Origin of the sequence: Collinsella sp. AM44-11 (assembly GCF_003467145.1) — a bacterium.
GTDB lineage: Bacteria > Actinomycetota > Coriobacteriia > Coriobacteriales > Coriobacteriaceae > Collinsella.
Genome location: NZ_QSFE01000014.1, coordinates 19,295 through 38,347, shown reverse-complemented (window position 1 = coordinate 38,347; position 19,053 = coordinate 19,295). Strand labels below are relative to the sequence as shown.

Here is a 19,053-nt window from a genome sequence, read left to right as displayed (position 1 = left end):
GCGCTTATGTTCCTGTTCCTCTCAGCCATGTTCGTCATCGTGACAAGCGACAACCTTGAGTGGCTGTTCTGTGGCTGGGAAATCACCACCGTGTGCTCGTTCCTCATGATTGGCTACACGCGCACGCCCGAGGCCATAAAAAACGCTTTCACCCAGATCATCCTCAACATGCTGGGCGGCATCGCGTTTTTGGCCGGACTCATGTACCTGCACGTTAACGGCATGCCGCTGACCATCTCGGGCATGATCGAGCTTTCCGGCGCCGGAACCGCGCAATCCGCGCTGCTGGTGATGCCGGTCGTTCTGCTGTCGCTCGCCGCACTCACCAAGGCCGCACAGATGCCGTTCCACACTTGGCTGTTGGGTGCCATGGTTGCCCCCACGCCCACGAGCGCCCTGCTGCACTCGTCCACCATGGTCAAAGCCGGCGTGTTCCTGATGGTCAAGCTCAGCCCGCTCTATGCCATCTATCCCGTGACCGGCTTTATGGTCACGAGCGTGGGCGCCATCACGTTTTTGCTCGCTGCCCTCATGGCCATCTCGCAGAGCAACGCCAAACGCGTGCTTGCGTACTCCACCATTTCCAACTTGGGCCTTATCAGCGCCTGCCTGGGTGTCGGCGCGCCAGAGGCCGTGTGGGCCGCGATCTTCCTGATCCTGTTCCATACGGTGGCAAAGTCGCTGCTGTTCCTGTGCGTGGGCACGGCCGAGCATCATATCGGCAGCCGCAATATCGAGGACATGGACGGCATGTTCAGCCGCATGCCGCACCTGACGCGCCTGATGATGCTGGGCATTATGGGCATGTTCGTGGCACCGTTTGGCATGCTCGTGTCCAAGTGGGGCGCCCTGGTGGCGTTTGCCCAGACCGGCAACGTGCTCATGATCATGGTGCTTGCCTTTGGCTCGGCCGCGACGTTCTTCTTCTGGGGCAAGTGGCTTGCCAAGCTTTCGGGCGTCGACCCCACGGCTCAAAACGTTGAGGTCAATGTCCATAAGACCGAATGGATGGCCCTCAACACCATCGCCGCGCTGCTGATTCTGTGCTGCGTGGCGTTCCCGGTTATCTCGAGCGGTCTGGTGTCGCCTTACTTGGCCATGGTGTTTGGCCGCGTGCCGTACGTTATTGGCAAGGATGCCATGTATCTGATGGTGGTTATCGTGGCTTTTATCGCCGTGGTGCTGCTGACTTCATTCCGCGTGAGCAACAAACCGCACGTAAACGTATATCTTTCGGGTGTGGGAACCGACAATCACCGCCATTTCCGCGGCTCGATGGGACGCGAGGTGAAGGCCGAAAAGCGCAATTGGTACTCGGTGGACGCCCTTGGCGAGAAGCGTATTGGCCCCGCGGGTAGCGTCGTGTGCTGCAGCATTATCTTGTTTGCGCTGCTGTGTTGCGCGTGGATTGGGCCCGAGCGGCTTGCCATGAGCGCGCCCTCGGTGCTGCGCGGCAAGTATTTCGAAGGCTCGGGCGTCGTGGGCATTTTTATTGGCACCGTGGCGTTTGCTTTGCTGGCGCCGCTTGTGGGTGGACTGATCGACGGCCTTGACCGCAAGCTTTCGGCCCGCATGCAGGGCCGTGTGGGTTCGCGCCTGCTGCAGCCCTTCTACGACGTTGCCAAGCTGCTGCGCAAGGCCCCCGCCAGCGTAAACACCATGGACGATACCTATATGGCGTGCGCGCTCATCTTTACCGTCGTGGGCGGCGGCATCTTTGTGTCGGGCTCCAACACGCTGCTGTGCGCTTTTATGGTGACGCTCGCCGCGATCTTTGTGGTGTTGGCGTCCGCCTCGACGCAAAGCCCGTTTGCCCAGGTTGGCGCCGACCGCGAGCTGCTGCAGGTCATGAGTTACGAGCCCGCCGTTCTGCTGATGAGCGTGGGCCTGTACCTTGCCACCGACAGCTTCGATTCCATCGCCGTGACGGGGCAGTCGGCCCCCATCATCGTGTACAGCGCGCCCATCTTCCTCGCACTGCTCGCGGTGCTTACCATCAAGCTGCGCAAGTCGCCGTTCGATCTTTCGTACTCGCATCACGCGCATCAGGAGATTGTCCAGGGCGTCGCCACCGAGATGAGCGGCGGCACGCTGGCCAAGATGACCCTTATGCACTGGTGCGAGACCGTGCTGTTTTTGATGTGGGTGGGCATGTTCTTTGTTTGGGACAACCCGATGAGCTGGGTCGTAGCCCTGGTCGTGATGGCTGTGACGTATTTTGTCGAGGTACTGATCGACAACACCTTCGCACGCAGCACCTGGCGTAGCTGCTTTAAGCTCGGATGGGGCGTGGCGCTGGTGTTTGGCCTGCTCAACCTTATGCCCATCCTCGTCGACGTGTTTATTTAGGAGGCGGCATCCATGGATCATAAAATGTCGCGCTCGCCGTGGGTTATTCATTACGACGGCTCGAGCTGCAACGGATGCGATATCGAGGTGCTGGCCTCGCTCACGCCACTGTTCGATGCGGAGCGCTTTGGCGTGGTCAATACCGGCAACCCCAAGCATGCGGACATCTTTTTGGTGACGGGCTCGGTCAATGCCCAGAACCTGCCCGTCGTGCGCCAGATCTACAACCAGATGCTCGAGCCCAAGTGCGTGGTGGCCTGCGGCATCTGCGCGTGTTCGGGCGGCGTATTCCGCGATGCCTATAACGTGATCGGCGGCGTGGACCGCGCAATCCCCGTGGACGTGTACGCGCCCGGGTGTGCCATTCGCCCCGAGACCGTGATCGATGCCATCGTGGAGGCGTGCGGCATCCTGGACCAGAAGGAGGCCGTGATGCGCGCCGGCGGCGATCCGCTTACCGTGGGCGGTGCCGCTACCTGGGACGGTGGCGTTGAGCTGGGCGAGGACGGGTTTGTGGCCGCGGCTGAGGCCGGCGACGCGCCCGCCGCTGGCGACGCACCTGCTGGGACACCCGCCGCTGCAAAGGAGGCCGAGTAATGCAAAAGGCTATCTATACCACCGTTGGGATCGACGAGCTCCTGTCGCATGTCCAGGCGCTCAAGGGCGTCGGCGCGCGCTTTGTGCAAATGCACACCGAGCGCAACGTCGACGACGGCTCGTATCGCTTGGTCTATACGTTTATCAACGTTCACGCTGCTCAGGAACATATTGCGCAGGACGGCAGCTATGCGATCGAGAATCTGGTGGTTGAGGGCATCGACCAGTACCAGGAGATTCCGTCCATCAGCTCGTATTACCCCGCGGTGTTCCCGTTTGAAAATGAGGCCCACGACCTGTTTGGTCTTGCCATTACCGATATGCAGATCGACTTTAAGGGCTTTTTCTACCAGGTTTCGACTGCCGAGCCCATGAGCGTTATCACGCCCGAGGTGAAGGCCGCGCGCGAGAAGGCCATGAAGGTCCGCGCGGCTGCCGAGGCCAAGGCGCGCAAGGCCGCTGCCGAGAAGGCCGCCGCGGCTGCGGCTGCTGCAGGGGAGGGCGTTGCGGGCGCCGGCGATGCCGCGGGCGCCGCTGCTCAGCCCGCTGCGGCTGCCGGCTCCGATACTCAGCACGATGGGGCTGCTGCGAAGGCGGCGCTCAAGGCCGCCGAGATGGAGGCAAAGCTCGCCGCCATGGATCCCGAGAAAGCGGCCAAGGTCCGCGCGGCGCTTGCCGCCAAGGCCGCCCGCGACAAGCAGAAAAAGGAGGCGTAAGGTCCATGGCACATCGCTCCGTTATTCCGTTTGGCCCGCAGCACCCGGTGCTGCCCGAGCCGCTTCATCTGGACCTGATGATCGAAGACGACCGCGTCATCGAGGCAATTCCGCAGATCGGCTTTGTGCACCGCGGACTCGAGAAGCTCACCGAAAAGCGCGACATGCATCAGTTTGGCTACATCGCCGAGCGCATCTGCGGCATCTGCGCCGTGGGCCATAGCTGCGGCTACGCCAGCGCCTGCGAGCGTATGCTCGGCATCGAGGTGCCTGGTCGCGTGCAGTATATCCGCACCATTCTGCATGAGCTTTCGCGCATTCATTCGCATCTGCTGTGGTTGGGTCTGCTTGCCGATGCCTTTGGTTTTGAGGCGCTGTTCTATCGTTCGTGGACCCTGCGCGAGCAGATTCTCAAGATCTTTGAGAGCACGTGCGGCGGCCGCGTGATTTTGTCGATCAACGAAATCGGCGGCCTTAAACACGACATTGAGGACTCTGAGCTGGCGGGCATTGTCCAGGCGCTCGATGCCATGCGCCCCGACTACGAGGCCCTGGTGCATACGTTTTTGGACGACAATAGCTGCGGCGAGCGCCTGCATGGCGTGGGCGTGATCAGCAAGAAAGACGCGCTGGAGCTTTCGATGGTCGGTCCGTTTGGGCGCGCCTCGGGCGTGGACTACGACGTGCGCATGTTTGGCGACGGTGCCTATGCGGACCTGGCTGCGTTTGAGCCGGTTGTCGCTACCGATGGCGACTGCTATGCCCGCTGCCAAGTGCGTTGCGCCGAGGTCACGCAGGCCATGGACATCATCAAGGAGCTTGTGGGCAAGATTCCGCACGACGGGATCGGCGGGCGCACCAAGCTTACGCCGGCCGACGGCGCACGCGGCGAGGTTGTGATTGAGCAGCCGCGCGGCGAGGCGTATTACTATGTGCGCGGCAACGGCACCAAGAACTTGGACCGTTTTCGCGTGCGCACGCCGACGTCGCAAAATCTGGCGGGTCTGACGCATGCGCTGCAGGGCGTGCTCATTGCCAACGTGCCCATGATTATCCTGACCATCGACCCCTGCATTAGCTGCACGGAAAGGTAGGCGCGGCATGAGTTTGCTGACATTTGCCAAGACGGCCTTGGGTTCTATGGTCAAGCAGCCGGTAACGGTGTGCTATCCGCAGGAGAAGCTCGCGGCACCCGAGCGCCTGCGTGGGCACATCGTTAACGACATGGACGTGTGCATTTGCTGCGGCATGTGCGCGCGCCGCTGCCCGGAGGGCGCGCTCGCGGTTGATCGCAAGGGAGGAACGTGGTCGATTGACCCGTATGCCTGCGTGGTATGCGGCGAGTGCATCGAGAGCTGCCCCAAACACTGCCTGACTATGGACACCGCCCGCACTCCAGTCGCGGCGGACAAGACTCCCACGGTAGAAACCAAGCCGGAATAGCACTGGGATGGGGCCGGTGGGGCAAAATTGCCCCACCGGCCCCGCGCTTAAACGCGCGGCTGTGCCGCCGCGAACAAAACTATGCCGGATTACTACGATAAATCGCCTACCCCCAACCGCGCCGCATTTGGCAAAATCAAAACCACAGGTAGACGGCTTGCGGTTTTGCGAAAAAGTCACGCGTGGTCGGGGATCTTATTTTTATCGTAGTAAACCGGCATAGTTTTGAAATGGCGCCATATCGGTGACGGCCCTTGATCCCCCAAGGACGGAGGAAAACGGGCCCTTTTGCCCCGTCCATCTTGAGTCGCACCTATTTTCCTGCGAAAACGCCGTGTCTCAACTTTGGTGAGACATTTGTCTCACGCCCAAAACAGAATCTGGAACATGTGTCACCTGCCCTAATTGTGTCTCATTCCGTAACTTTAGGCTGATGCAAGGTCTGAGACCGCGAGAAGGGAGACGCGATGAGTAAGTACACGAGGGGTCTCTTGGCGGTGATACTGGCCGTAGTGCTGGTGTTGCCGGCTGCAGCATTTGCCATGCTGCCCGAGGCCAACGCCAGGTCCAGCACCGGAATGGACGGACCGACGGCGAGCAAAAAGATAGTCGACCCCGACACTACCGGCCGCTGGCAATACTGGGCGTCGGGCGGCGAGCAGGACCAGACGACACGTTATGTAGGCCGAATCTGGACGGACAAGACGGTCGAGCCCGCAGAGGACGAAAAGTCCGACTTTGTGACAACGCTCTCCACGATGTCTTCGACTTCTGACACAACGTCGCTGGTCACTAAACCGCTCGATATCGTGATGGTGCTTGATGCCTCCGGGTCGATGGATGAGAGCATGGGCGGCAACGATCAGACCAAACGCATCACCGCACTTAAGAACGCTGCCAGTTCCTTTATCGACGCCATTGCCGAGCAGAATGCAAAGATCGATGCTTCCAAGCAGCATCAGGTTGCCATCGTAAAGTTTGCGGGAAGTAGGGCTGATTGGGTCGGCAACGACACGTATTGGGAGTCGGGGTATAGGTACAACTACTCGCAGACCATGAAGAAGCTGACGCCCTGCACGGGCGATGACGCGACGAGCCTTAAGAGTGCGGTCAACTCCATCAGTCCTAATGGCGCCACGCGCGCCGACTATGGCTTACAGCTGGCTGATGGGGTATTTTCGTCTGGTCGCGCCGACGCCAAGAAGATCGTTGTCTTCTTCGCTGATGGTTCACCTACGAGTTCTAGTGGATTCCAAGCAAGTGTTGCCGATAGCGCCGTCAAAAGCGCCAAGAGTCTCAAGAATAAAGGTGCCGACATTTATACGATCGGCATCTTTAATGGTGCGAATCCCGCTGCCGATCCTACGAACTACTGGACGAGCAACGAAAACAAGTTCATGCACGCCGTGTCGAGCAACTATCCAAACGCCACGTCCTACACAACCAATGAGCTTGGTAAGCGCACGGAGAATTCCGATTTCTACAAGGCTGCGTCGAACGCCGATGAGCTCAAGAAGGTGTTTGATGATATCTCGAGCTCTATCACCTCGGGCAAGGGCTCTCCCACTCAGATCGAGGATGGTTACGACGAGAGCAAGTCCGGCTACATCACCTTTAGTGATGAGCTGGGCGACTTTATGCAGGTCGATACGTTTGTCAGCGCTCAGATTAATGGCGTCCCCTTTGATGAAGTGACCAAGACAACCAAGGGCAATACGGACACGTACGAGTTTTCGGGCGTGGCCAAGGACCTGGTCATCACCGTCGAGCGCTCTGCCAATGCGCAGCAGGGCGATATCGTGACGGTCAAGATTCCCGCATCACTGATTCCGCTGATCCGCTATCACGTGGACATGGAAAACGGGATCTTTGAGCGCACGTCGCTCAATGACATCAAGCCTATTCAGATTAAATACACCTCGAGCGTCAAGGACGCCGCGCGTAACAACCTGTTTACGCCCGATGACGGACTCAAGAAGTATATCGAGAAACATAAGGGTGCCGACAACCAGACGGTCTACTTCCTGGCCAACAAGTGGTCGGGCGGCGAGCTGGGCGATGTTGTCGCCGAGTTTGAGCCCGCCGATACCAACAGCTACTATTACTTCCAAAAAATCACGCCTATCTACACGGACAAGGAATGCACCCAGCGCGCGACGGTAAAGCCGCAGGGCAACGACGTCTATTACTACAAGGACGAGTTTGTGGCGATGGGCGCAAACGGCAAGCCGAAGGACGACTATGCCGTTGTGGAGTTTGAGGGGCACGAGATCGCCAGCTACGACGGCGCTCTGGTCAAAGATGACGGCTATTGGTCCTTTAATAAGGGAACCGCGCGCTTGGCCTATATCGACCAGCTGCATACCACCAAGGACGATGTGGAGGCGAACGGCAACAAGACCGAGACCGCGCGCGACGTGCTTAACCCCAGGTGGAATGACCTTTCCTCCGTTGCGACTTCCACGCACGTGCATTCGCACCTGGGCAACAACGGCAAGATTATCTTTAGCCTTGCAACCAAGCCGACAGCGGTTGATACCAAGACTGACTTTGGTCTGACCAAGGTGCTCGAGGGCCGCAAGTGGGCGGATACGGATGCGTTTGAGTTTGAGCTCTCCGCGACGTCCGACAACAATGCCCCGATGCCCGACCCCGCGACCGTAACTGTGACCAATGCCGATCTCGACAAGGGCAAGGCAGCCATTAACTTTGGCAAGATTACTTATGCCGAGCCGGGCGAGTACACCTATGAGGTCCGCGAGGTCAAGGGCGACGCCGGTGGCATTACCTACAGCAAGAACGTTGCCACGTTCAAGGTGACTGTGACGGTTAACGCCAAGGGCGAGCTTAAGGCCGACGTTGAAAAGATCTCGGGCGAGACCGAGTTCAAGAACACCTATAGCGTGAAGCCTGTCGAGGACCAGATCACCGCGACCAAGGTCCTGACCGGGCGCGACCTCAAGGAGGGCGAGTTCTCCTTCGAGCTCGTCGAGGGTAACAAGGTCGTCGCCAAGGGCACTAACGCTGCCGACGGCACGATTGCCATGGACAAAATCACTTACGATAAGCCTGGCAATCACACCTACACGCTGCGCGAGAAGCTCCCCAACGAGGCGGGGCTGAGCAACGGGATTACGTACGATAAGACGAACTACACCATCAAGACGAGCGTCATCGACAACGGCGACGGCACGCTTAAGGTGACCCATGCGCTCGAGGGCACCAAGCCGGCACGCTTTGAGAACAAGTACAACACTGCCCCGAATAAGTCCAGCGTCACCGACCAGATCACCGCGACCAAGACCCTGACAGGCCGCGACCTCAAGGAAGGCGAGTTCTCCTTCGAGCTCGTCGAGGGTAACAAGGTCGTCGCCAGGGGCACCAATGCGGCCGACGGCAAGATCACGATGGACAAGATCACCTACACTGCGGCTGGCGAGCACACCTACATGCTGCGCGAGACCAAGGTCGACGCCGACAACGGTATCACCTACAGCACCGCGGCCCACACCATCGTGACCACCGTCACCGATGATGGCAATGGCAAGCTCACGGTTAAGCATGAGCTGCAGGACGTCGAGAAGGCTATCTTCGAGAATGCTTACAGCGTTACTCCCGTGAACTCCAGTGTCACCGATCAGATCACCGCGACCAAGTTCCTGACCGGGCGTGACATGACCGCCGGCGAGTTCTCCTTCGAGCTCGTCGAGGACGGCAAGGTCGTCGCCACCGGCAAGAACGATGCCGACGGCAAGATCGTCATGGACAAAATCACCTACGACAAGGCCGGCGAGCATACCTATATCCTGCGTGAGGCCAAGGGCGCCGAAGGCAACGGCATCGCCTACGACGATAAGACCTATACCGTCGTGACTACGATCACCGATAACGGCAAGGGCAAGCTCGTGGCGAAGCACGAGCTGAAGGATGCCAAGACTGCTGAGTTCGAGAATTCCTACAAGCCGAACCCCGGCGAATTTAGCGTCACCGACCAGATCACCGCGACCAAGGTCCTGACCGGGCGCGACCTCAAGGACGGCGAGTTCTCCTTCCAGCTCGTCGAGGGCGACAAGGTCGTCGCCACCGGCAAGAACGCCGCCGACGGCACGATTACGATGAGCCCCGTGAAGTACGAAAAGGCCGGAACGCACACCTACACGCTGCGCGAGGTCAACGGTGGAACCACTAGCAAGGGCATTACCTACAGTGACGCCAAGTTCACCATCGAGACGACCATCACCGATAACGGCGACGGCACGCTCAGCGCCCAGCATGTTCTGAAGAACGCCGAGGCTGCAATCTTCAAGAACACCTACAGCGTGACCCCGCTCGACACTGAGCTCGACTTTGGCCTGAGCAAGGCCATTGACGGCCGCGACTGGACGGACGCCGATAAGTTCAGCTTTACCATCAGCGCAGCCGAGGGTACGGACGCCCCGCTGCCCGACCCCGCAACCGTGACCGTGAGCAAGAAGGACGCGAAGGACGGCATCGCCGCCATCAACTTCGGCGAGATACGCTACACGGCTGCCGGAACCTACAAGTACGAGATTCGCGAGAACGCGGGCAATGCGGCAGGCATGACGTATGACGGACATGTCGCGACCGCCGAAGTGACCGTGACTGATAACGGCAAGGGCGTCCTGACCGCCAACGTCACCAAGAAGGAAAGCGGCCGCTTCACCAACACGTACCGCACTGAGCTCGATTACGCCGCGGCCGGCGGCCTTAAGCTCAGCAAGACCCTCTCCGGCCGTCCCATGACTGAGGGCCAGTTTAGCTTTACCGTGACGCCCGCCGACGAGGCTTCGGCTGGCGCACTTGGCCTGCTGCCTGGGGCCAACACTTTCAAATCCCCTGCGACGGCAGAGGCAACGGTCGGTCTGATTGACATTCTGGCGGGCCATGAGGTCAAGTTTAAGCAGGCTGACGCCGGCAAGACCTTCAAATACACCGTGGCCGAGAAGAACGACGGCAAGCCCGGCTACACCTACGACGATGCCGCGCGCACCGTGACGATCGCTATCGCCGACGATGGTGCCGGCACGCTTACCGCTACGACGACCGTTTCCGGCGGCCCTGAGGGCACGCATGAGACGATCTACAAGAGCGGCGAGAACAAGGTTGAGAGCGCTGTGGTCCCGTTCAAAAACAGCTATAGCGCATCGACCGATAAGCCTGCGCAGATTGTCGCCACCAAGACCCTGACCGGTCGCCCGATGGTCGACGGCGAGTTCTACTTTGGCATCGCCTATGCGGGCGAGACGGAAGCCATCGAGGGTACGTGCGTTACCAACGTTAACGGCCAAGTGAGTTTTGGTGCTCTGCATTACACGACCGAGATGCTCGCCGACCTGGTAAGCGCCAAACGCGCCATCCGCACCGACACGGATGCCAAGCTTGCGTGGACCATCAACTACACGGCCTTCGAGTACACGTCTCCGCTCGCAGCAAAGGGCATCACGGCCGCAACGCCGAGCTTTAGCTTTAAGGTCATCGTCGTCGACAACGGTGACGGGACCCTGACGGCGACGCCCGCCTACGACGGAATTCAGCCCTTGTTCGAGAACGTCTACGGCGCCGAGGCCGCAGATGCCGCACTCGCCGGCACCAAGAAGCTCCAGGCTGCCGAGGGCCTGACCCCGGCCGATATCACGGGCAAGTTCACCTTCACCGTGACTGCCGACGAGGCCGGCGCTCCGATGCCCGAGCGCACGATCGCAACCAACGACGCGGCCGGCAACGTGGACTTTGGCAAGATCCACTTTACGCTCGAGGACCTCAACCGCGCCCTGGGCGTGACGGACGATGCGACCGATAAGGCCGAGGCAGACGAAGCTGACGAGGCCGAGGCCGACGAGGCAGAGGCTGAAGAGGCCGACGCCGACGCTGATGCCAACGCCGACGAGCCCAGCGACGAGTCCGAGCCCGCGGCTCCCATCGCTCCGCGCTCGCACACCTTTACCTACACGGTGACCGAGTCCGGTAGCGCCCCTGGCGTGACTAACGACGCCAACACCGCGCGCAAGGTTTCCTACACAGTGACTGACGACCGTGCCGGACACCTGAGTGTCGTGCGCAACGGCGACGACGGTGCGGCCTTCACATTCACCAACACCTACAGCGTGACGCCCACCGATTCGTCCGTGACCGATCAGGTCAAGACGGTCAAGCGTCTGACCGGACGCGACCTTGCAGCTGGCGAGTTCACGTTTGACCTGCTCGAGGACGGCGTGACTGTCGCTAGTGGCACCAACGACGCCAGCGGCAACGTTACGCTGAGCCCGATCCGCTACGAGGCGCCCGGCACGCACACGTACACGCTGCGCGAGGCTTGCCCCAACGCGCTCGGCCTGTACAAGGGCGTCACCTATGACGGTACGACCTACACCGTCGTGACCACCGTCTCCGACAATGGCGACGGCACGCTGACCGCGACGCACAAGCTCGAGGGAACCACCGAGTCGGCTGGCTTTACCAACAAGTATCACGCCATGCCCACGCAGGTTTCCATCGGCGCCATCAAGGTGCTCGAGGGACGCGAGCTCAAGAAGGACGAGTTTAGCTTTAAGCTCGTTGGCGAGGACATCGAGTCCACCGTCACCAACGATGCCGACGGCAAGATCAACTTCGACAAGTTTGAGTACGACGCGCCTGGTGCGTACGTCTACACCATCAGCGAGGTCAAGGGCGACGAGGCCGGTATGACCTACGACAAGTCCGTCTTTACCGCGACCGTCAACGTGGTCGACGACGGCGAGGGCAACCTCAAGGCGAACGTCGCCTTTACCAAGGGCGACAAGAGCGTCGAGGGTATCGTGTTCAACAACACGTACAAGAAGCCCGAGACCCCTACGCCGACGCCCGACCCCGGCACGCCCAAGACCGTGACGAACATCGTCAAGACGGTCAAGGGTTTCCTGCCCACCACGGGTGACCAGCAGGCCGCTGCACTGCTCATGGCATTTGTTATTGCCATGGCCGGCGTCGGAGCCCTGGTCTGGGGTATCCGTAAGCGCTAGGCACGCTGGCAGCGCCCGGGGCCAAAAGGCCCCGGGCGACCGGCGGGGAGCCAGAACATAGCCCCACCCCCCCCACCCCCAGCCGCCACGGAGACGTCTCCCTTTTCCGTGGCGGCACTTTTGTGCGCAGGGGAGGAAGGGCCGCCACGAAATCGGCCCATCTACTACGTTTATCCCCTTACCCCCAACCATGCCAAAAAACGCGAAAACAAAACCGCAGGTAGAACGCCTGCGATTTTCTGGAAAACGGGGGTATGGTTGGGGGTATCGAGTCAAACGTAGTAGATGGGCCGATTTCGTGGTTGGCGCCGCCAAATGATCCCCCGGGGACGGAGGAAAACGGATCATTTTTGGCCCCACGCGGCTGGTGGGTGCGTTCGTGCAGGACCGTTCAAACAGAACCATGCCGTTTTCGGGGCTAAACTCAGGACTCCCATCCATACCCGCGTTTTCTGCAAAATGACGGCTCGTCTACCTGCGGTTTTATTTTCACGAATATCGGCATGGTTGGGGACTCGTGACTCAGCCCCGGAAACCGGCATAGTTTTGAAATGGCATTAAATCGGTGGCAGCCATTTTGCTATGCCGGAGCGGTTGATCCTCGGGCAACTACCCTCGCAGGTAGGCGATGGCGATCTGCGTGCGGTTGCGCAGGCCCATTTTGGCTAGGATCGAGCTGATGTGGTTGCGCACGGTGCCTTCGCCCATATAGGCGGTGGCAGCGATCTCCTTGTTGTCGAGGCCGCGGGCGATGAGCTCGGCGACTTCGAACTCGCGGTCGGTCAGGCCGGCAAAGGCCGCGGGCCGGCGGGTCGCGCCGGCCTCGTCGTCCGCCCCATCAAAATCGATGTCCTCGATCGCCTTGCCCTCGAGCACGCGTTTACCGTCCATGACCTGCGCCAACGCTGGCGGGATGACGGCGACATCGGTTTTAATCAGGTAGCCGCGGGCGCCCAGCTTGAGCGCCGACACAATGTACTCGTCATCCGAGAACGTCGTCAGAAATACCACGCGCGCCGCAGGGTCGCGCTCAAGGATCTCGCGCGCGGCCGAAAGGCCGTCGCGTCCCGGCATCTGGATGTCGAGCAGCGCGATGTCGGGCGCGTGCTCGGCGCAGAGCGCGACCGCGTCGTCGCCATTGGCGCCGGTGCCCACTACCTCGATCTGCGGCTGGGCGCCCAGGATAATCTTGAGCGAATCGACCACCAAGCGGTCGTCGTCGACAACAATGAGCCTCATCGGGCCTCATCTCCTTGCTGTTTGGGAACGGTGGCAAACACACGCCAGCCGCCGGCGCCGGCGCGCGGGCCGGCGGCGAAAGTGCCGCCAAGCGCCTCGACGCGCTCGCGCATGGAGCCGAGCCCCATGCCCTCCGCGGCGCCGCGGCCGCTTGCTTGGACCCCGCCCGTGCCATCATCGGTGACGATGAGCTGGTAAAACGACGGATGCTCCATGCACCGTACGGCGACGGTCTGGGCGCAAGCATGGCGCATGGTGTTGGAGAGCGCCTCGCGCAGGACCGCCGCAAAGCAGTTGGCGACGTTTGCGGGCGCATGTTCAGCCATAACTTCAAGCTCAATCTGCGGACCGCCGTCCGAGCGCGCGCCTTCAACAATGCGTTCGAGCTGCACGGAAAGGTCGACGGCGTTGTCGTTGAGCGCGTGGACGCTGGTGCGCACAAGCTGGAGCGCCTCGTCAACCGTGTGCTTGACGTCGGCGAAATCGGCGGCGACGCCGGGCTCGTCGGCGTGGACCACGCGCAGGGCTTCGGCCTGCAGTGAGGCGCGCGTGAGCTGGTGCCCGACGTTATCGTGAATCTCGCGCGCGATGCGGGCACGCTCGTCGAGCGTCGCGAGTTCGACCTCGTAGTCCTGTCGATCGGCAAGGTCGCGGTTGCGCGCTTCGAGCGCGAGGGCTCGTTCCTGCAGTTCGTCGCGGATGCGGCGCATACGCTGCTGCTCGCGCTCCAGCTGGGCGGTACGTAGCGATAGCAAGGTGGCGGCAACCGAAAGGATGGCGGTCAGCAGGAGCGTTCGGGCGGTGAGCGCGTCGGTGCGAAGGTCCGCGACGAGCGCAAAGACAAAGGCGATGCCAATGCCCAGCGCGACTCAGGCGTGCTCACGGCGCACCCGCCGCGCGATGTCATAGAGGGCGAGAGGCGCAAACGGCACAAACGGCGGCACGAAGACAGCCGCGATGATGTAAGCGTAACTCGCGGCCTCGCTGGCGCGACGGGCGCGCTCTCCCTGCGCGAGCTCGGCCAGCGAGGTGGTAATAACGCCAAGGCAAAACGCCGCGACCAGGCGAGCGTCGACAGCAAGGCCCATGGCGGCTGCGATGCAGCACGCTAGCACGATCGATTTGTCGAAAAGCCTGTTCATATGGGTATTGTACGCGAAGCTGCGCGTGGTGGAGGGGCCGCCTGCGCAACCGTGACATTCCTCCCGCGCGGCAAAGCGGCGTCGATCGCTCGCGCGAGCGGGGGTTTTGCCTCCGCCCCCTCGCACTCGTGACAAAGCTCACTGGCGCGCGCCGGCGGGTCCTGCGATGATGCAATCGTACCGGGCCGTAATCAACAGAAGGGCCGCCTCATGACAGACATTGTCCACGTCGAAAACCTCGTCAAGCGCTACGACGACCTTATCGCGCTCGACCACTTTAACCTGAACATCGCCCCCGGCGAGATCTTTGGCCTGCTGGGCCCCAACGGCTCGGGCAAAACCACGTCCATCAACTGTATTCTGCAGCTGCTTGCCTACGACAAAGGCACCATCGAGCTGTTCGGCGAGCCCATGACGCCCGCCCGCTACGACCTCAAGCGCCGCTTGGGCGTGGTGCCGCAGCAGGTGGCAGTGTTTGACGAGCTCACGGTGCGCGAGAACATCGACTATTTCTGCAGTCTTTACGTCAACGACCGCAAGCGCCGCCGCGCGCTGGTGGACGAGGCGATCGACTTTGTCGGCCTGGGCGACTTTACCAAGTTCCGCCCCGGCAAGCTCTCGGGTGGCCTGGCGCGCCGTCTCAACATTGCCTGCGGCATCGCGCACAAGCCCGAGCTCATCTTTTTTGACGAGCCCACGGTGGCGGTCGACCCACAGAGCCGCAACGCCATCCTGGAGGGCATCTGCCGCCTGCGCGACGAGGGCGCCACGGTGGTGTATACCAGCCATTACATGGAGGAAGTCGAGCAGATTTGCAGCCGCATCATGATCATGGACGGCGGCCGCGTGCTAGCGCAGGGCACCAACGACGAGCTCAAGCGCATGATTCAGATGGGCGAGAAGATCGTAATTGAGGTCGGTGAGGTTTCGAGTGCGGCGCTCGGTGCCGTTGCGAGCCTGCCGCACGTCCTGGACCTTGCGGCAACCGCGGGGCAGCTCACGTTTTCGTGCGAGGCGAGCCCACATAACCTCACGGATATCCTCGATGTGCTTCGCTCGCACGGCGTGGCGCTCGGTCGTATCTATTCCGAACCTCCCACCCTCAATGACGTATTCCTCGAGATCACCGGCCGCGAGCTGCGCGACTAGGGGGTGGCCATGTTCAACACCATCACCACCACGCTCAAGACGCTATTGCGTCGACCGAGTACATGGGTCTGGGGCGCGATCTTTCCCATTGCACTTTCAACGATGTTCATGTTTATGTTCGCGAACCTGAGCTCTGACGGAAAGGTCGACCCGGTGCCGGTTGCCGTCGTGACGGACGAGGCCTGGGATGCCTCGACCTTTAAGGACGTGGCAGCTTCGCTTGCCAAGGCAGGCGACGATCAGCTGCTCGATGTGAGCGAGTACGAAGACTTGGCTGTCGCGCGCAAAGCACTCAAGGCCGGCGAGGTCGCGGGCATCTATACGGTTGATGCCGCGGGCACGCCCAGGCTCACGCTGCTGTCGAGTTACGACAGCTCGCGCGCCTCGTCGGTGCTCACCGACCGCAGCATCCTTGAAACGGCGGCAAGCTCGTATACGCAAAATGTCGAGCTCATGCGCCAGATTGCCCAGGACAACCCGGCGACGCTCGCCGATCCGGCGGCGGTTGCGCACGCCCTGTCGCTCGAGGGCGGAACCCGCCGCGTGAGCCTGACTCGTGCCACGCCCGATGGCACGGTCATCTACTACTACGCGCTCTTTGGCCTGGTCGCGATGATGTCTGCCGAGTTTGCCGCCTTGAGCGTCGTCGATTTGCAGCCTAATCTGTCGGGCCTTGGCGCGCGCCGCTGCGTGGGCGGTCTTTCCAAGACGGCGTCGCTGGCCGGCATTTTTGTCGGCTCGTGGCTGGTTTCCTTTGCATCGATGGCGGCTGCGATCGGCTACGTGCGCCTGGTCGTGGGCGTCGACTTTGGCGGGCGCGAGGGGTTGTGCCTGCTGGGCGGGGCTGCATCCGCGCTTGCCGCCACGGGCCTGGGGCTTTTTGTGGGCACGCTTCCCGTTAAGGGCGGCAAGGCATCCAAGTCGGGCATCCTCACGGGCTTTGCCACCACGTGCGCCCTGTTCGCCGGCCTCTACGGCGAGCCGGCGATGGCGCTTGCCGACGACGTCGCCCGCGCTTGTCCGGTCGAGTGCTGGCTCAACCCCGTCAAGCTCATCTGCGACATGTTCAATCGCCTGTATTTCTTTGAGGACCTGGGGCCCTTCGCTGTTCGCGCCGGCGCGCTCGTCCTGATGGCCCTGGTGTTTGTCGCCGCCGCTACGCTGATCTTTGGAAGGAGCCGCTATGAGCACCTTTAAGACCGCGCTTCGCATGGCGCTGGCGCACCCGTTCTACCTGCTCATCTATACGGTGTTCATCTCGCTCATGGGCGTATTCATCGCGGCTTCGGTGAGCTGGAACTCGTCGCAGCTTACCGAGTACAAGCCCTACGACACCAACGTGATCGTGGTCGACCGCGACAATAGCGACCTTTCGCGGGCGCTTACCAAGCACCTGGGCTCACGCTTTGACCTGGTCACGGGCGTCGGCGACGACACATACGACCTTGCCGACGCGCTCTCCAAGAGCAACAGCGCCAAGGGCAGTGCCGATTGCGTGTTCTTTATCCCGGAGGGGTTTGAGGACGATCTTGTTGCAGCCGCCCGTGCGGGGGAGGCCCTGCCCAAGCTCGACGTGACCTATGGTTCCGGCACCATGGCGGCGGCGCTTTCGTCCGCCGAGGCCTCGCGCTGGATCTCGCTCGCGGGCGCTGCGGCGGCGCTTGAACCCGCTGCCTCCAACGGTGACGTCGCACGGGCCGCCGAGCACGCGGCCGCAAAGCGCGCGGAGGTCCAGATCGAGCAGGTCAAGGTCGACTCGACTGCTGCTACCACGCTCGAGTCGTACTTCAACTTTGGCGCGTACGCGATCATCTCGTCGGTCATCGTGTCGGTGGGATTGGTGTTCTCGGGCATGAACGAGCCCGAGCGCGTGCGCCGCATGGATGCCAGCCCGGTCTCTGAGCGCCAGCGTTCGCTCGCTGTGTTCGCGGCCGCCGCCGTGCTCACCGTCTGCATCTGGCTCGTGTCGAGCATGATGGGCGTCGTGGGCTTTGCCAGCGCGGTTGCCGAGGTCGGCGTGGGTCGCGTGTGCCTGGCGCTGGCGGCAACGTTTGCCCTGGCGTGCACGCCGCTGGCTGTTGGCTTTACGCTGTCGAGCCTGGGCGCGCGTGAGGAGCTGCTCAACGGTGTGGGCAACCTGCTCGGCATGCTCATGACGTTTTTGGGCGGCGCCTGGATGCCGCTTTCGATGATGGGCTCGGCCGTGCAGACCGTGGCGCATTTTGTGCCGACGTTTTGGGTGAACGACGCGATCAGCAAGGCGCTCGCCGCGGACCTGACGTCCACCGTGCTGGGCGACATCGCCTGCGATCTGGGCGTCACGGTGCTCTTCGCCGCCGCCATCGCCGCCGTAGGCCTAGCCCTCGCACGCGCCAAATCCCACGCCTAGCCACCTAGTCATTGGGGACGTTCTTAAACGACTGGTCGCTGGGGACAGTCTTTGCCGATTCGCCGGCTCGCCGGCCGGGCTGGCAAGGACTGTCCCAATATGTCGGCACTTGGGGACGTTCCTTTCCTGCCGGCACTCATTGGGGACAGACTTAAATGAGCGATTTCACTCATTTAAGTCTGTCCCCAATGAGTAGGTTGGAAAAAATTGCGCCTGTCGCTTAAAAATAGTTCACCTGGGTTTACTATTACCTTAGAAAAGTAGCAGAAGGCTAACAACGGGGGATAGCATGGCGACAAAGCGTGCCTACGTCCAGGTCAACGGACTCAAGAAACACTATGGCGACGGTGATGCACGCCTGACGGTGCTCGACGGCATCGACACGTCCATCAACCGCGGCGAGATCTGCGTCATGCTGGGGCCCTCGGGCTCGGGCAAGTCGACCTTTCTCAACCTGATCGGCGGCCTGGAGGATGCCGACGGCGGCTCCATCATGGTGGACGGCTGCGATCTCACGGCGCTCAAGCCCGCCGATCTGGGCGAGTACCGACGCCGCGAGCTGGGCTTTGTCTTCCAGTTCTACAACCTGGTGCCCGACCTTACCATCAAGGAAAACATCGAGGTCATGGCGCACCTGTCCAAAAACCCGCTCAATGTCGACGATCTGCTGCGCTCGCTGGGCCTCTACGAGCACCGCAACAAGTTTCCGCGCCAGGTCTCGGGCGGCCAGCAGCAGCGCTGCGCCATCGGCCGTGCGCTCGTCAAAAATCCGGGCCTGCTGCTGTGCGATGAGCCCACGGGCGCGCTCGACTACAAGACATCCAAGGAAATCTTGCGGCTCATGGAGGATGTCAACCGCACCTACGGCTGCACCATCATCATTGTCACCCACAATGCGGCCATCGCGCACATGGCCAATCGCGTGCTGCGCCTGCGCGACGGGCGCATCGTCGAGGATGAGCTCAACGAGTCACCCGTCGCGGCCGCCGAGCTCGATTGGTAGGCGG

At 61.5% G+C, this 19,053-nt stretch carries 13 protein-coding genes; 10 read left to right on the top strand and 3 right to left on the bottom strand.

The annotated features are described in order from the left end of the window. Positions 1-6: 6 nt before the first annotated feature. From DW943_RS08705 to DW943_RS08675, 6 genes are all read left to right on the top strand, one after another. Positions 7-2,349 (top strand): proton-conducting transporter membrane subunit, encoded by a 2,343-nt coding sequence (locus DW943_RS08705; protein WP_233543639.1) that lies wholly within the window; start codon positions 7-9, stop codon positions 2,347-2,349. 12 nt (positions 2,350-2,361) lie between these two features. After that, positions 2,362-2,946, top strand: coding sequence for an NADH-quinone oxidoreductase subunit B family protein (locus DW943_RS08700; RefSeq protein ID WP_089573464.1), 585 nt, complete (start codon positions 2,362-2,364; stop codon positions 2,944-2,946). Continuing rightward, entirely contained in the window at positions 2,946-3,662 is a 717-nt protein-coding gene (locus DW943_RS10510; protein ID WP_089573465.1) for an NADH-quinone oxidoreductase subunit C, read from the top strand. Before DW943_RS08700 ends, DW943_RS10510 begins: the two co-directional genes overlap by 1 nt. Positions 3,663-3,667: 5 nt before the next feature. Continuing rightward, positions 3,668-4,756 (top strand): nickel-dependent hydrogenase large subunit, encoded by a 1,089-nt coding sequence (locus DW943_RS08690; RefSeq protein WP_117862778.1) that lies wholly within the window; start codon positions 3,668-3,670, stop codon positions 4,754-4,756. 7 nt (positions 4,757-4,763) lie between these two features. Continuing rightward, a complete protein-coding gene (locus tag DW943_RS08685) occupies positions 4,764-5,105 on the top strand; it encodes a 4Fe-4S dicluster domain-containing protein (RefSeq protein WP_117862777.1) in 342 nt (113 codons plus the stop codon). Between the two features lie 467 nt (positions 5,106-5,572). After that, a complete protein-coding gene (locus tag DW943_RS08675; RefSeq protein WP_117862776.1) occupies positions 5,573-12,127 on the top strand; it encodes a Spy0128 family protein in 6,555 nt (2,184 codons plus the stop codon). Positions 12,128-12,736: 609 nt separating this feature from the next. Here the strand turns inward: DW943_RS08675 and DW943_RS08670 are convergent. The 3 genes from DW943_RS08670 to DW943_RS08660 all read right to left on the bottom strand — a co-directional run bounded on the left by DW943_RS08670 (position 12,737) and on the right by DW943_RS08660 (position 14,508). Further along, positions 12,737-13,366 (bottom strand): response regulator transcription factor, encoded by a 630-nt coding sequence (locus tag DW943_RS08670; protein ID WP_089573468.1) that lies wholly within the window; start codon positions 13,364-13,366, stop codon positions 12,737-12,739. Then, the gene (locus tag DW943_RS08665) at positions 13,363-14,121 is read right to left on the bottom strand and encodes a sensor histidine kinase (RefSeq protein ID WP_147348650.1); all 759 of its coding nucleotides are present in this window, start codon (positions 14,119-14,121) and stop codon (positions 13,363-13,365) included. The genes DW943_RS08670 and DW943_RS08665 overlap by 4 nt, the downstream gene beginning before the upstream one ends. Positions 14,122-14,235: 114 nt before the next feature. Beyond that, complete coding sequence (locus tag DW943_RS08660) at positions 14,236-14,508, bottom strand: hypothetical protein (RefSeq protein ID WP_117862774.1); 273 nt, start codon at positions 14,506-14,508, stop codon at positions 14,236-14,238. A gap of 210 nt (positions 14,509-14,718) precedes the next feature. Here DW943_RS08660 and DW943_RS08655 point away from each other — a divergent pair, with 210 nt between their 5' ends. From DW943_RS08655 to DW943_RS08640, 4 genes are all read left to right on the top strand, one after another. Next, the gene (locus tag DW943_RS08655; protein ID WP_089573470.1) at positions 14,719-15,657 is read left to right on the top strand and encodes an ABC transporter ATP-binding protein; all 939 of its coding nucleotides are present in this window, start codon (positions 14,719-14,721) and stop codon (positions 15,655-15,657) included. 9 nt (positions 15,658-15,666) lie between these two features. Beyond that, positions 15,667-16,854, top strand: coding sequence for an ABC transporter permease (locus tag DW943_RS08650; RefSeq protein WP_117862773.1), 1,188 nt, complete (start codon positions 15,667-15,669; stop codon positions 16,852-16,854). After that, positions 16,841-18,046: an ABC transporter permease gene (locus DW943_RS08645; protein WP_117862772.1), complete on the top strand. Its 1,206-nt coding sequence runs from the start codon at positions 16,841-16,843 to the stop codon at positions 18,044-18,046. Before DW943_RS08650 ends, DW943_RS08645 begins: the two co-directional genes overlap by 14 nt. A gap of 289 nt (positions 18,047-18,335) precedes the next feature. Continuing rightward, positions 18,336-19,049, top strand: coding sequence for an ABC transporter ATP-binding protein (locus tag DW943_RS08640; RefSeq protein WP_117564507.1), 714 nt, complete (start codon positions 18,336-18,338; stop codon positions 19,047-19,049). Positions 19,050-19,053 lie beyond the last annotated feature (4 nt).